Here is a 12,361-nt window from a genome sequence, read left to right as displayed (position 1 = left end):
TGGCTCCATAAAAAAAACAATGTCGAGGAAAATTTGATGCGCATCGTTCCCCATATCCTGGGCGCAGCCATTGCTGCCGCTCTGATTACCACTCCAGTTTTCGCTGCCGAACTCACCGGCACACTGAAGAAGATCAAAGAGTCCGGCACCATCACCCTCGGGCATCGTGACGCCTCCATTCCGTTTTCCTATATCGCGGACGCTTCCGGCAAACCGGTTGGCTACTCCCACGATATCCAGCTGAAAATCGTCGAAGCTATCAAGAAAGACCTCGACCTGCCGGACCTCAAGGTCAAATACAACCTGGTCACCTCGCAAACCCGTATCCCGCTGGTGCAAAACGGCACCGTGGACGTCGAGTGCGGCTCCACCACCAACAACATCGAGCGTCAGCAGCAAGTTGACTTCTCCGTCGGCATCTTCGAAATCGGCACCCGCCTGCTGACGAAGAAAGATTCCGTGTATAAGGATTTCGCCGACCTCAAGGGCAAGAACGTCGTGACCACCGCGGGCACCACGTCCGAGCGCATCCTCAAGTCGATGAACGCCGACAAGCAGATGGGCATGAACGTCATCTCCGCCAAAGACCACGGCGAGTCCTTCCAGATGCTGGAATCGGGCCGCGCTGTTGCTTTCATGATGGACGACGCCTTGCTGGCGGGTGAAGCGGCCAAGGCCAAGAAGGCTGATGACTGGGCCGTTACCGGCACTCCACAGTCCTACGAAATCTACGGCTGCATGGTCCGCAAGGGCGACGAACCATTCAAGAAGGCTGTAGACGACGCGATCGTAGCCACCTACAAGTCGGGCGAGATCAACAAGATCTACGAAAAATGGTTCATGCAGCCAATCCCGCCTAAGGGCCTGAACCTGAACTTCCCGATGAGCGACGAACTCAAGAAGCTGATCGCCAGCCCGACCGACAAAGCGGCTGACGACAAAAAATCCTGATTTCTGACTAACCCTATCTCCTGAGAGGGCGCCTGCCCTTTCAGGTGGTTGTCATTCCCTGCTGGCATTTTCTGGAAACACTCGAACCGGTGGTTGTCGAGCCGATCGCGTGTGCCTGATCTTAGTGGCCTGTACCACACAGGCCACCCAGGTTGGGCGGGAACGGAGCTTCCCCAAGCGGGCACTTGTACATTGATCGATCCGAGGGGAGACCCTAATGAATTACAACTGGGACTGGGGCGTGTTCTTCAAGTCCACCGGCGTGGGCAGCGAGACCTATCTCGACTGGTACATCTCCGGTTTGGGCTGGACTATCGCCATCGCCGTCGTGGCGTGGATTGTTGCCTTGCTGCTGGGCTCGATCCTGGGTGTCATGCGCACCGTACCGAACCGCGTCGTATCGGGCATCGCGACCTGCTACGTCGAACTCTTCCGTAACGTGCCGCTGCTGGTTCAGCTGTTCATCTGGTACTTCCTGGTGCCCGATCTGCTGCCGCAAAACCTGCAGGACTGGTACAAGCAAGACCTGAACCCGACCACCTCGGCCTACCTGAGCGTTGTCGTGTGCCTGGGTCTGTTCACCGCTGCTCGCGTTTGCGAACAAGTGCGCACCGGCATTCAGGCGTTGCCACGTGGCCAGGAATCCGCCGCGCGTGCCATGGGCTTCAAGCTGCCGCAGATCTACTGGAACGTGCTGCTGCCCCAGGCCTACCGCATCATCATTCCGCCGCTTACCTCGGAATTTCTGAACGTCTTCAAGAACTCGTCCGTGGCCTCGCTGATCGGCCTGATGGAGCTGCTCGCGCAGACCAAACAGACTGCCGAATTCTCCGCCAACCTGTTCGAAGCCTTCACCTTGGCGACCCTGATCTACTTCACCCTGAACATGAGCCTGATGCTGCTGATGCGCCTGATCGAGAAGAAAGTCGCCGTACCCGGCCTGATCTCCGTAGGGGGTAAATGATGGATTTCGATTTCAGCGGCATTATTCCGTCCCTGCCCGGCCTGTGGAACGGCATGGTCATGACCCTGCAACTGATGACGCTGGGCATCATCGGCGGGCTGATCCTCGGCACAATCCTGGCGCTGATGCGCCTGTCGTCGAGCAAACTGCTGTCGCGGGTTGCCGGCGCCTACGTGAACTACTTCCGTTCGATCCCGCTGCTGCTGGTCATCACCTGGTTCTACCTGGCGGTGCCGTTCGTGCTGCGCTGGATCACCGGCGAAGACACCCCGATCGGCGCGTTCACCTCGTGCATCGTGGCGTTCATGATGTTCGAAGCGGCGTACTTCTGCGAAATCGTCCGCGCTGGCGTGCAGTCGATTCCCAAGGGCCAGATGGGCGCAGCCCAGGCACTGGGCATGAGCTACGGCCAGATGATGCGTTTGATCATCCTGCCGCAAGCGTTTCGCAAGATGACCCCGCTGTTGCTGCAACAAAGCATCATCCTGTTTCAGGACACCTCGCTGGTCTACACCGTCGGCCTGGTGGACTTCCTCAATGCCTCGCGCGCCAGTGGCGACATCATCGGCCGCTCCAATGAGTTCCTGATCTTCGCAGGTCTCGTGTACTTCACAATCAGCTTTGCCGCCTCGCTGCTGGTCAAGCGTCTGCAAAAAAGGTTTGCCGTATGATCTCTATCAAGAACATCAACAAGTGGTATGGCGACTTCCAGGTACTGACTGATTGCAGCACCGAGGTCAAAAAAGGCGAAGTAATTGTGGTCTGTGGCCCGTCGGGCTCAGGCAAATCGACCCTGATCAAATGCGTCAACGCGCTCGAACCGTTCCAGAAAGGCGACGTGATCGTCGATGGCACGTCCATCGCCGACCCAAAGACCAACCTGCCGAAACTGCGTTCGCGGGTGGGCATGGTGTTCCAGCATTTCGAGCTGTTCCCGCACCTGACTATCACCGAAAACCTGACCATCGCGCAGATCAAGGTGTTGGGCCGCAGCAAGGAAGAAGCCACCAAGAAAGGCCTGCAATTGCTGGAGCGCGTCGGTTTGTCGGCCCACGCTCACAAGCATCCGGGCCAACTCTCCGGTGGCCAGCAACAGCGTGTGGCGATTGCCCGTGCGCTGGCCATGGACCCGATCGTCATGCTGTTCGACGAACCGACCTCGGCCCTCGACCCGGAAATGGTCAACGAAGTGCTCGACGTGATGGTGCAACTGGCCCAGGAAGGCATGACCATGATGTGTGTGACCCACGAAATGGGCTTCGCCCGTAAAGTGGCCGACCGGGTGATCTTCATGGACGCTGGCAAGATCATTGAAGACTGCCCGAAAGAGGAGTTCTTCGGCGACATCAACGCCCGCTCCGAGCGTGCGCAGCACTTCCTCGAGAAGATTTTGCAGCACTAAGAAAGGCACCGCTCCCCAACTGTGGGAGCGGGTTTGTGTGGTGAGGGGGCTTGCCCCCGTTGGGTCGCGAAGCGGCCCCGGCATTTCAAAGTTAAACCGCATGCAATGGGTTTACGACTGCTTCGCAGCCGAACGGGGCGATGCGGCGTTCCGACAAGCCCCCTCACCACAGGCCCGCTCCCACATTGGATCGGCGGTGGCTTCTAGATTTGTGTTGTGGTTGACCCAAGGCATCTGTGATGAAATGCGACCCCACTCTCTATCGCGCCGCGCCGCCATCACTCGCCGTGAAACCCCGTCTGATTCGCCATCTGTTCCTGCCGCCGCTGGTCATCGCCCTGATGATCGGGTTGGGTTACATCGGCTTCTGGGTCAGTGAGCACTACGGGATTCGCAGCCTCAGCGAGAACGGCCAGCGTCAGCTGGAACTGCACGCCCGCGCCGTCGAGAGCGAGATCAGCAAGTACACCTACCTGCCCAGCCTGCTGGAACTTGAATCCAGTGTTTCAAAACTGCTCGACGACCCAACGCCGCAAACCCGGCAAACGGTCAACGATTACCTTGAAGGCCTGAACCGGCGCAGCCGCAGTCGGGCTATCTATGTGATGGACACCACCGGTCGCGTTTTGGCCTCCAGCAACTGGCGCGATGTCGACAGTTACCTCGGTGAAGACCTGTCCTTCCGTGCCTATTTCCAGAATGCCATCCGAGGCCAGCCGGGGCGGTTCTACGGCATCGGCAGCACCAACGGCGAACCCGGTTATTACCTGGCTCACGGCCTCGAAGAACACGGCAAGATCATCGGCGTCGCGGTGGTCAAGGTGCGTCTCGAAGCCATGGAAGAACGCTGGCAGCGCGCGCGCCTGGAAGCCTTCGTCAGCGACGAGAACGGCATCATCATTCTCTCCAGCGATCCGGCGCGGCGGCTCAAGTCAGTGGTGCCGCTGAGCGACGAGACCAAGGAAAAACTCGCCCGCAGCCTTCAGTACTACTGGTTCCCGCTGAACGAACTGCAACCCCTGGCCCGCGAAACCCTGGCCGAAGGCGTGGAGAAACTGACGTTCCCCGCCAACAGCGAACTGGCCTCCGACGAACAAGACATCACCTACCTGGCCCAGACCCGGCCCTTGAGCGACACCCCGTGGAATTTCACCCTGCTCACGCCGCTGGCAGACTTACGTCGTGAAGCAATCAATCAGGGGATTCTGGTGGCCGTGGCGTTTGCCTTGGTGGCGTTCCTGCTGATTGCCTGGAACGAACGGCGCAAGGTCATCGCCACCCGCCTCGCCGCCCGGGAAGCCTTGCAGGAAGCCAACAATCAACTGGAGCGTCGGATTACCGAACGCACCACCGACCTGCGGGCCAGCAACGAACGGCTCAAAGGTCAGATCCGCGAACGCCGCCAGGCCGAAGAGACGTTACGCCGGGCTCAGGATGAACTGGTCCAGGCCGGTAAACTGGCGGCCATCGGCCAGATGTCGACCAGCATTGCCCACGAATTGAACCAGCCACTGGCCGCGCTGCGGACCTTGTCCGGCAACACCGTGCGCTTCCTCGAACGCGGTCAGCTGGACGTCGCCAGCACCAACCTGAAAACCATCAACGAACTGATCGACCGCATGGGCCGGATCACCGCCAGCCTGCGCTCCTTCGCCAAACGCGGCGATGACAAGGGCCAGGCCAGTCTGGGCAAAGCCGTCGACGCGGCGCTGCAACTGCTCGGCAGTCGGGTGGAAAGCGCTCACCTGCAACCGCATCGCGACTTCAAAGATGTGCAGGTGCAGATCGACCAGACGCGGCTTGAACAGATTCTGGTCAACCTGATCGGCAATGCCCTCGACGCCATGCAGGCCCAACCGCTACCGGAACTGTGGCTGGAAGGCGAAGAGTTCGACGGCAAATATCGCCTGCGGGTGCGCGACAACGGCCACGGCATCGACGCCGAAGCGCGCAAGCATTTGTTCGAACCGTTCTTCACCACCAAACCCGGCGCACAGGGCCTGGGCCTCGGCCTGACCCTCTCCGCCAGCCTGGCCGCGGCCACTGGCGGCCACTTGGGTGTCGAACACCCGGCCAGCGGTGGCACCACCTTCGTCCTCAGTTTACCGTTGGTAAGCCCCACTCCCGCCGAGCCAATATGAACAACGACCTTAGTGTGCTGATCGTCGAAGACGACCCCCATGTGTTGCTCGGCTGCCAACAGGCGCTGACCCTGGAAGACATTCCCTGCGTCGGCGTGGGCAGCGCCGAAGAAGCGTTGGAGCGAGTCGGCGAGAACTTTGCCGGCATCGTCATCAGCGATATCCGCCTGCCGGGCATCGATGGCCTGGAATTATTGACCCGGCTCAAGGCCCGGGATCGCAGCCTGCCGGTGGTGCTGATCACCGGCCACGGCGACATCTCCATGGCCGTCGGCGCGATGCAGAAAGGCGCCTACGATTTCATGGAGAAACCGTTCTCCCCGGAACGTCTGGTAGACGTCGCCCGGCGAGCGCTGGAACAACGCAGTCTGGCCCGTGAAGTCTCGTCGCTGCGCCGGCAACTCGCCGAGCGTGATTCCCTCGAGGGCCGGATCATCGGCCGCTCGCCTGCGATGCAGAACCTGCGCGAATTAATCGCCAACGTCGCCGATACCTCGGCCAACGTGCTAATTGAAGGCGAGACCGGGACGGGTAAAGAACTGGTCGCCCGTTGCCTGCATGACTTCAGTCGTCGGCACACCAAGCAATTCGTCGCGCTGAACTGCGGCGGCCTGCCAGAGAACCTCTTCGAAAGCGAAATCTTCGGCCACGAAGCCAACGCCTTCACCGGCGCTGGCAAACGGCGGATCGGCAAGATCGAACACGCCGATGGCGGCACGCTGTTCCTCGACGAAGTGGAAAGCATGCCGTTGCCGTTGCAGATCAAACTGCTGCGGGTGTTGCAGGAACGTACCCTCGAACGCCTCGGTTCGAACCAGAGCGTGGCGGTGGATTGCCGGGTGATTGCAGCGACCAAATCCGATCTGGATGAGTCGAGCAAGGCTGGCGAGTTCCGCAGCGACCTGTATTACCGTCTCAACGTGGTGACCCTGGAACTGCCTCCACTGCGCGAACGTCGCGAAGACATCCTGCAACTGTTCGAGCATTTCCTGCAGCAGTCGTCCCTGCGTTTTGACCGCGCGGTGCCGGACCTGGATAACCAGACCCTGTCCAACCTCATGAGCCACGACTGGCCGGGCAACGTGCGCGAACTGCGCAACGTCGCCGAGCGTTTTGCCCTCGGTCTGCCAGCCTTCAAGAAGTCCGGTGCCAGCGGCAGCAATCAGGGCCTGGCCTTCGCCGAAGCGGTGGAAGCCTTCGAACGCAACTTGCTCAACGACGCCTTGCAACGCAGCGGCGGCAACCTGACCCAGGCCAGCCTGGAACTGGGGATGGCCAAGACCACGCTGTTCGATAAAGTTAAGAAGTATGGGTTGAGCCACTGATGGACCTGATTCTCAAGGCTGCTCTGGGCGCGGGGGTGGTGTTGATCCTCGCCGCGCTGGCCAAAACCAAAAACTACTACATCGCAGGCTTGGTGCCGCTGTTTCCAACCTTTGCCTTGATTGCGCATTACATCGTTGGAAAGGGTCGTTCGGTAGATGATTTGAAGACCACCATCGTGTTTGGCATGTGGTCGATCATTCCGTACTTCGTCTATTTGGCGACGTTGTACGTGATGGTCGACCGGATGCGGTTGGAGGCTTCGTTGGCGGTGGCTGCGGTAGGCTGGTTGATCGCCGCGACCGTGCTCGTCAGCGTTTGGGTACGCGTCCACGCCTGACCAGTTGATCACCAAAATCTAATGTAGGAGCGGGCTTGCTCGCGAAGGCGGTGGGTCAGTTGCCATCATTGTTGACTGACACAGCGCCTTCGCGAGCAAGCCCGCTCCCACATTGGGACTGCGGCGCTGATGACTGGCCCGTCCCTTGCATTTACCCCCAAAGCCCTCTCGGCCGGCCTTCATGTGTGATGAACCCTGGTGTCTGAGAGCGCCCGCCAAAGGGTGAATCCTGACCGTGACCTTCTTAGATCCCGACCTGACGCTGACCGTCGTGCTGCTGGTCGCCTTTTCCATCGTGCTGGACGTCATCGGCCAGCTCTGCTTCAAGCTCGGCCTGGACCGTTTGCCAGAACTGGAAGGCGGTTTCCGGCTGAACGCGTTCTGGGGCCAGGTGTTCAACGCACCGCTGCTGTGGGCCGGTATCGGCGCTTATGCGCTGGAGTTTTTCGTCTGGCTGGAAGCCCTGTCCCGCGCGCCTCTGAGCCTGTTGTTCCCCGCAGGAGCCCTGGCCTATTGCGGCGTGGTACTGGCGGGCAAAGTGGTGCTCGGTGAAACCGTCAGCCGCCGACGCTGGCTTGCAACCCTGGTGATTACGGTGGGCGTGATGCTCGTGTGTGCCGGCCATGCCTGACGCTCAATTGATCAGCAAAAGGAACAACTCGATGGATTGGCTGCACGGGCGATTCGGCACTGTAGTGCTCTGGGCGCTGTTGATTCTTCTGGAGAGTGCCGGGCAGATCGCGACCAAGGTGGGCGGCGATCAAATCGGGCAAATGACCTTCACCCTGCAATGGTTGCAGTCGGTCGTGGTCGACCCCGGCGTACTGTTTGCGGTGGGCTGCGGCATCGGCGCGTTCTTCGTGTGGATGCTGATTTTGCGCCGCAGCAGTCTGTCCCTGGCGTTTCCGCTCAGTTCGCTGGTATTCGTCGGGGTGTTGTTGGGTTCGTGGCTGGGGCTGGGCGAGCAGATCAGCCTGCTGCACTGGGTGGGCGTGGCGGTGATTATTGGTGGGATTGCGTTGTTGGCGGAAGGCGAACAAACCTGAGGGCTACGCGATCCATTGTGGCGAGGGAGCTTGCTCCCGTCGGGGGGCGCAGCGGCCCCAGCAATCTGTCAGTAGAATCACATTGGCAGGTTTACGACTGCTTCGCAGCCGAACGGGGGCAAGCCCCCTCGCCACACAAGCTCGCTCGCCACAGAGATCTGAGTGTTTTCAGGTTATTTGAACTTGTAAGCCACCGCAGCCTGCACTTCACCCTGATCGGGATTCCCCACCTGTTTGACGATGCTGCTGTCCGCCGCCGAACCGGTCAGGTGAATCCAGCTGGCGCTGGTCACCAGCGACCAATGCGGGGTCAGTGGAAATTCGAAGCTCTGGGTCAGCGCGACATTCTGCAAACCACCACTGGCGTTGTACCGGGCAATGCCCGAGTTCTGCGAGGCGTGAGCACTGACGCCGAAAAACGCCTGATTTTGCTGGGCATCGGCGAAGTGCGCGGTCAGATTACTACTGCCGATCACGCCGCCACCCAGTGGATAACCGATCTCGCCACCCAAGCGCCCGACCACGCCGTCCGGCCCGCCGATGGCCTCGCCGATCGAGGCAAATACCCGCCAGAAATCAGCCGGTGCGTACTGCACAAAACCACCGACGACGCCCATGTCCGGCACATCGTGCAAGCCTTGCAAATCACCGTTGGCAGTGCGCCCCGGCAGGTAATTCAGAAACGGCCCGGCGCTGAAACCATTGGCCTTCAAGGCGCTCCAGGTCAAACCGTCGTCAGTACTGAGGCTGACATCGCCCCAGTCCAGATCCAGATACGGCACCGGCCGGGTTTCATTACGGCTGCCGGTCGGATCGTGGGGCTGATAACTCAGGCCCAAACCCGCTTCACCTGTGATGCCTTCGGCCATGACTTGGGCTGGCAGGCACGTCAGCGCCGCGAATAAAACAACTGTAATCCTCACCATGAGGCACTTCCTTATCTGAACATGCGCGCATCAATCCTCGTTTTGCCGATCCTGCGCAAGCACTCATGTTGTTTGTAGCAAGCTACAAAAATTGTAGCTTGCCTGACACAACCCCCTACCACAACCCCGGCAATACGGGGCCAGACCGGGTTGGCACAGTCCCTGCTCTACCCCCTTGGCAAGCGCAAACAGCGCGCCCTGCTCAATAGGTAAAGCAGATGAATGATTGGCATATCGTGTGTGATTTCGACGGGACCATCACCCGCACCGACGTGATCGACAGCATCCTCCAGCGTTTCGCCGACCCAAGCTGGGAAGCGATCGAAGATGAGTGGCTGCGAGGCGACATTGGTTCGCGTGAGTGCCTCAGCCGCCAGCTCTCGCTGGTCAAGGCCACGCCGACCGACCTGCTCGCCTTTTTCGACACGATCGAAATCGATCCGGACTTCCCCGACTTCGTCGATCACGTGATCGGCCTCGGCGCCTCCCTTGAAGTGGTCAGCGACGGCATCGAACAAGGCATCGCGCGAATCCTCGCGCGCAACTACGTGACCCTGTTGCCGATCCTCGCCAACCGTTTGCGTCAACTCGATCACGAGAGCTGGCGCATCGACTTTCCATACTCCAGCGATGCCTGCCGCGCCGCTTCCGGCAACTGCAAATGCAAGTCCACGCCCAAGACCAAACGCGTGTTGGTGATCGGCGACGGTCAGTCCGACATGTGCGTGGCCTCCACCGCCGACTTCGTGTTCGCCAAGGATCGCCTGGCCGAGCACTGCGAGCGCAACGGCATTGCCTACGCCCGCTTCGACAGTTTCGCCGAGATCCCGGCCCTGCTGGCCCAACTGCCGGCCGGCCGCGCAGCCAACGCTACCGCTTTCGCCCTTGAAACCACTTCTGACTACGCGTCAAACAATCAGGAACTCTTCAATCATGTCTGATATCCGAATTGCTACTCCCGAAGACCAGGTGCTTCTGGATAAAGAAGCCAAGTACTGCTCTTACGGCGACACCGTTCACTACATCGATCCGCCGCGTATTTTCAGCCGTTGCGAAGGTTCCTACGTCTGGGACACCGAAGACCAGGCTTACCTCGACCTGCAAATGTGGTACTCGGCCGTTAACTTCGGTTACGCCAACCCGCGCCTGAACAACGCGCTGAAACAGCAGATCGACACCCTGCCGCAGATCGCCAGCCAATACCTGCACAAAGGCAAAATCGAGCTGTCGGAAATGATCGCCGTCGATGCCAAGAACAAGTTCGGCCTCGACGGTCGCGTGCACTTCAACGTCGGCGGTTCGCAGTCCATCGAAGACTCGCTGAAAGTCGTGCGTAACGCTTCCAACGGCAAGAGCCTGATGTTCGCCTTCGAAGGCGGCTACCACGGCCGTACCCTCGGCGCGTCGTCGATCACCTCCAGCTTCCGCTATCGTCGCCGCTACGGTCACTTCGGCGAGCGCGCCAACTTCATCCCGTTCCCGTACCACTTCCGCGGCCCAAAAGGCATGACCAAGGAAGAATACGGCAGCCAGTGCGTGCAGAATTTCGCTCGCCTGTTCGAGACTGAATACAACGGCGTTTGGGACCCGAAAACCAACCAGTGCGAATACGCAGCCTTCTACGTCGAGCCGATCCAGGGCACCGGCGGCTACGTGATCCCGCCGATGAACTTCTACAGCGAACTCAAGCAAGTGCTGGATCAGCACGGCATCCTGATGGTCGTCGACGAAATCCAGATGGGTTTCTGGCGCACCGGCAAGCTGTGGTCGATCGAACACTTCGACGTCAAACCGGACGTGATCGTCTTCGGTAAAGCGCTGACCAACGGCCTAAACCCGCTGGGCGGCATCTGGGCCAAAGAAGAACTGATCAACCCGAAAATCTTCCCGCCAGGTTCGACTCACTCCACCTTCGCGTCCAACCCATTGGGCACCGCGGTAGGTCTGGAAATGTTCAAAATGACCAGCGAAGTCGACTACGGCGCGATGGTTATGGCCAAGGGCAAATACTTCCTTGAAGGCCTGAAAGAACTGCAAAAACGCTACCCGATCATCGGCGACGTCGATGGCCTGGGCCTGGCTCTGCGCTGCGAAATCTGCGGCCCGGACGGTTTCACTCCGGACAAGGCCACCCTGGACTTCATGGTCGACGAAGGCATGAAGGGCGACATCGAAGTTGATGGCAAACGCCTGGGCCTGATCCTCGACGTGGGCGGCTACTACAAGAACGTGATCACCCTGGCGCCGTCGCTGGAAATCAGCTACCCGGAAATCGACCTCGGTCTGGCCCTGCTCGACCGTCTGCTGCACCGGGCAATGAAACGATGAACCACGACGAGATCGATCTTGGCGAAGGCAACGCCGGTTTCGTTCTCGGCACAGGGGAGGTCGCGGTGGTGTTGATCCACGGCCTCACCGGCACCCCGACGGAACTCCGTCGGGTGGCCATGGGCCTGGCGAAAGCCGGGCACACGGTCTACGTGCCCACCCTGGCCGGGCACTGCGGTGGCAACGCCGACCTGCAAGCCACTGGCTGGCGCGACTGGTACGAAAGCGCGCGCAACACCTTCGTCGGTGTACGGCGCAAGCACGAACGCGTATTCGTCGGTGGCTTGTCCATGGGCGCGGTCATGTCGATGTACATGGCAGCCGAGCACCCGGGGCAAATCGAAGGGCTGATGCTGTATTCGACCACCCTGCGCTACGACGGCTGGAGCATCAACAAACTGGCGTTCCTCACGCCATTGCTGATGAAAATCCCGTTCGGCGTGAACCTGTGCAGCTTCGAAGAAAAACCACCTTACGGCATCAAGAACGAACGCCTGCGGGCGATCGTCGAGCGTCAGATGAAGGAAGGCGAAAGCAGCCAGGCCGGTTTGCTGACCATGGAAGGCGTCACTGTGCGCGAACTGCACCGTCTGAACGCCGTCGTGAAAAAACGCATGCCGTCGATCACCACGCCTGCGTTGGTGGTGCACTCCATCGAAGACGACATCACCAGCCGCTGGAACGCCGATTACGTCGAACGCAAGCTCGGCGGGCCGGTGGTCAAAGTGTTGCTGGATGACTGCTATCACATGATCACCGTCGACCTGCAATATCGCCGGGTGATTGAACTGAGCGTGGACTTCATCGATCAGCGCTTCATGCAACAACGCTCCGCCCCGCTCCCCCTGCGCGAAGAGTATCGGCAGTTAGCCTGACAGCCTGGCGCACCCGGTTGTAGACGGGTCGCCACTGGCGGGGCAATGTCGGCTACTGTATTGAC

13 protein-coding genes are annotated in these 12,361 nt (G+C 60.0%); 12 read left to right on the top strand and 1 reads right to left on the bottom strand.

Annotated elements, in window-relative coordinates:
- Positions 1-36: 36 nt before the first annotated feature.
- From AC1MEW_RS09760 to AC1MEW_RS09720, 9 genes are all read left to right on the top strand, one after another.
- Entirely contained in the window at positions 37-951 is a 915-nt protein-coding gene (locus tag AC1MEW_RS09760; RefSeq protein WP_201256404.1) for a glutamate/aspartate ABC transporter substrate-binding protein, read from the top strand.
- 217 nt (positions 952-1,168) lie between these two features.
- Positions 1,169-1,915 carry an amino acid ABC transporter permease gene (locus AC1MEW_RS09755; protein WP_201206344.1) on the top strand — a complete coding sequence of 249 codons (747 nt, stop codon included), beginning with the start codon at positions 1,169-1,171 and terminating at the stop codon, positions 1,913-1,915.
- Positions 1,915-2,586, top strand: coding sequence for an amino acid ABC transporter permease (locus AC1MEW_RS09750; protein ID WP_416350755.1), 672 nt, complete (start codon positions 1,915-1,917; stop codon positions 2,584-2,586). Before AC1MEW_RS09755 ends, AC1MEW_RS09750 begins: the two co-directional genes overlap by 1 nt.
- Positions 2,583-3,317 (top strand): amino acid ABC transporter ATP-binding protein, encoded by a 735-nt coding sequence (locus AC1MEW_RS09745; RefSeq protein ID WP_201206348.1) that lies wholly within the window; start codon positions 2,583-2,585, stop codon positions 3,315-3,317. The genes AC1MEW_RS09750 and AC1MEW_RS09745 overlap by 4 nt, the downstream gene beginning before the upstream one ends.
- Positions 3,318-3,556: 239 nt before the next feature.
- The gene (gene aauS, locus AC1MEW_RS09740) at positions 3,557-5,458 is read left to right on the top strand and encodes a two-component sensor histidine kinase AauS (protein WP_201206350.1); all 1,902 of its coding nucleotides are present in this window, start codon (positions 3,557-3,559) and stop codon (positions 5,456-5,458) included.
- A 44-nt stretch (positions 5,459-5,502) separates the two neighbouring features.
- Positions 5,503-6,783, top strand: a complete 1,281-nt coding sequence (gene aauR, locus AC1MEW_RS09735) for a two-component response regulator AauR (protein WP_242486338.1) — start codon at positions 5,503-5,505, stop codon at positions 6,781-6,783.
- Between the two features lie 8 nt (positions 6,784-6,791).
- Positions 6,792-7,121: a GlpM family protein gene (locus AC1MEW_RS09730; RefSeq protein ID WP_201193861.1), complete on the top strand. Its 330-nt coding sequence runs from the start codon at positions 6,792-6,794 to the stop codon at positions 7,119-7,121.
- A gap of 256 nt (positions 7,122-7,377) precedes the next feature.
- A complete protein-coding gene (locus AC1MEW_RS09725; protein WP_090188490.1) occupies positions 7,378-7,752 on the top strand; it encodes a DMT family transporter in 375 nt (124 codons plus the stop codon).
- Between the two features lie 31 nt (positions 7,753-7,783).
- Positions 7,784-8,167 carry a DMT family transporter gene (locus tag AC1MEW_RS09720; protein WP_480426170.1) on the top strand — a complete coding sequence of 128 codons (384 nt, stop codon included), beginning with the start codon at positions 7,784-7,786 and terminating at the stop codon, positions 8,165-8,167.
- Positions 8,168-8,340: 173 nt separating this feature from the next.
- Here AC1MEW_RS09720 and AC1MEW_RS09715 read toward each other — a convergent pair whose 3' ends face one another.
- Positions 8,341-9,093, bottom strand: a complete 753-nt coding sequence (locus AC1MEW_RS09715) for a MipA/OmpV family protein (protein WP_201256402.1) — start codon at positions 9,091-9,093, stop codon at positions 8,341-8,343.
- A 218-nt stretch (positions 9,094-9,311) separates the two neighbouring features.
- On the opposite strand from AC1MEW_RS09715, the gene AC1MEW_RS09710 reads away from it, so the two are divergent.
- From AC1MEW_RS09710 to AC1MEW_RS09700, 3 genes are read left to right on the top strand one after another with little or no spacing between them, the layout of a single operon-like run.
- The gene (locus AC1MEW_RS09710) at positions 9,312-10,034 is read left to right on the top strand and encodes an HAD-IB family phosphatase (protein ID WP_201256401.1); all 723 of its coding nucleotides are present in this window, start codon (positions 9,312-9,314) and stop codon (positions 10,032-10,034) included.
- Positions 10,027-11,421, top strand: coding sequence for an aspartate aminotransferase family protein (locus AC1MEW_RS09705; protein ID WP_201256400.1), 1,395 nt, complete (start codon positions 10,027-10,029; stop codon positions 11,419-11,421). The genes AC1MEW_RS09710 and AC1MEW_RS09705 overlap by 8 nt, the downstream gene beginning before the upstream one ends.
- Entirely contained in the window at positions 11,418-12,296 is an 879-nt protein-coding gene (locus tag AC1MEW_RS09700; RefSeq protein WP_201256399.1) for an alpha/beta hydrolase, read from the top strand. Before AC1MEW_RS09705 ends, AC1MEW_RS09700 begins: the two co-directional genes overlap by 4 nt.
- The last annotated feature ends 65 nt before the right edge of the window (positions 12,297-12,361 follow it).

Source organism: Pseudomonas sp. ASL4 (genome assembly GCF_056680395.1).
This window is presented reverse-complemented; position numbering and strand designations above follow the sequence as displayed.

Bases quoted from the DNA above. Each gene is read 5' to 3' on its own strand.
- AC1MEW_RS09755 (WP_201206344.1), top strand. From the start codon at position 1,169: ATGAATTACAACTGGGACTGGGGCGTGTTCTTCAAGTCCACCGGCGTG.
- AC1MEW_RS09745 (WP_201206348.1), top strand. From the start codon at position 2,583: ATGATCTCTATCAAGAACATCAACAAGTGGTATGGCGACTTCCAGGTA.
- AC1MEW_RS09720 (WP_480426170.1), top strand. From the start codon at position 7,784: ATGGATTGGCTGCACGGGCGATTCGGCACTGTAGTGCTCTGGGCGCTG.
- AC1MEW_RS09715 (WP_201256402.1), bottom strand. From the start codon at position 9,093: ATGGTGAGGATTACAGTTGTTTTATTCGCGGCGCTGACGTGCCTGCCA.
- AC1MEW_RS09710 (WP_201256401.1), top strand. From the start codon at position 9,312: ATGAATGATTGGCATATCGTGTGTGATTTCGACGGGACCATCACCCGC.
- aauS (WP_201206350.1), top strand. From the start codon at position 3,557: ATGAAATGCGACCCCACTCTCTATCGCGCCGCGCCGCCATCACTCGCC.
- AC1MEW_RS09705 (WP_201256400.1), top strand. From the start codon at position 10,027: ATGTCTGATATCCGAATTGCTACTCCCGAAGACCAGGTGCTTCTGGAT.
- AC1MEW_RS09760 (WP_201256404.1), top strand. From the start codon at position 37: ATGCGCATCGTTCCCCATATCCTGGGCGCAGCCATTGCTGCCGCTCTG.
- AC1MEW_RS09750 (WP_416350755.1), top strand. From the start codon at position 1,915: ATGGATTTCGATTTCAGCGGCATTATTCCGTCCCTGCCCGGCCTGTGG.
- AC1MEW_RS09700 (WP_201256399.1), top strand. From the start codon at position 11,418: ATGAACCACGACGAGATCGATCTTGGCGAAGGCAACGCCGGTTTCGTT.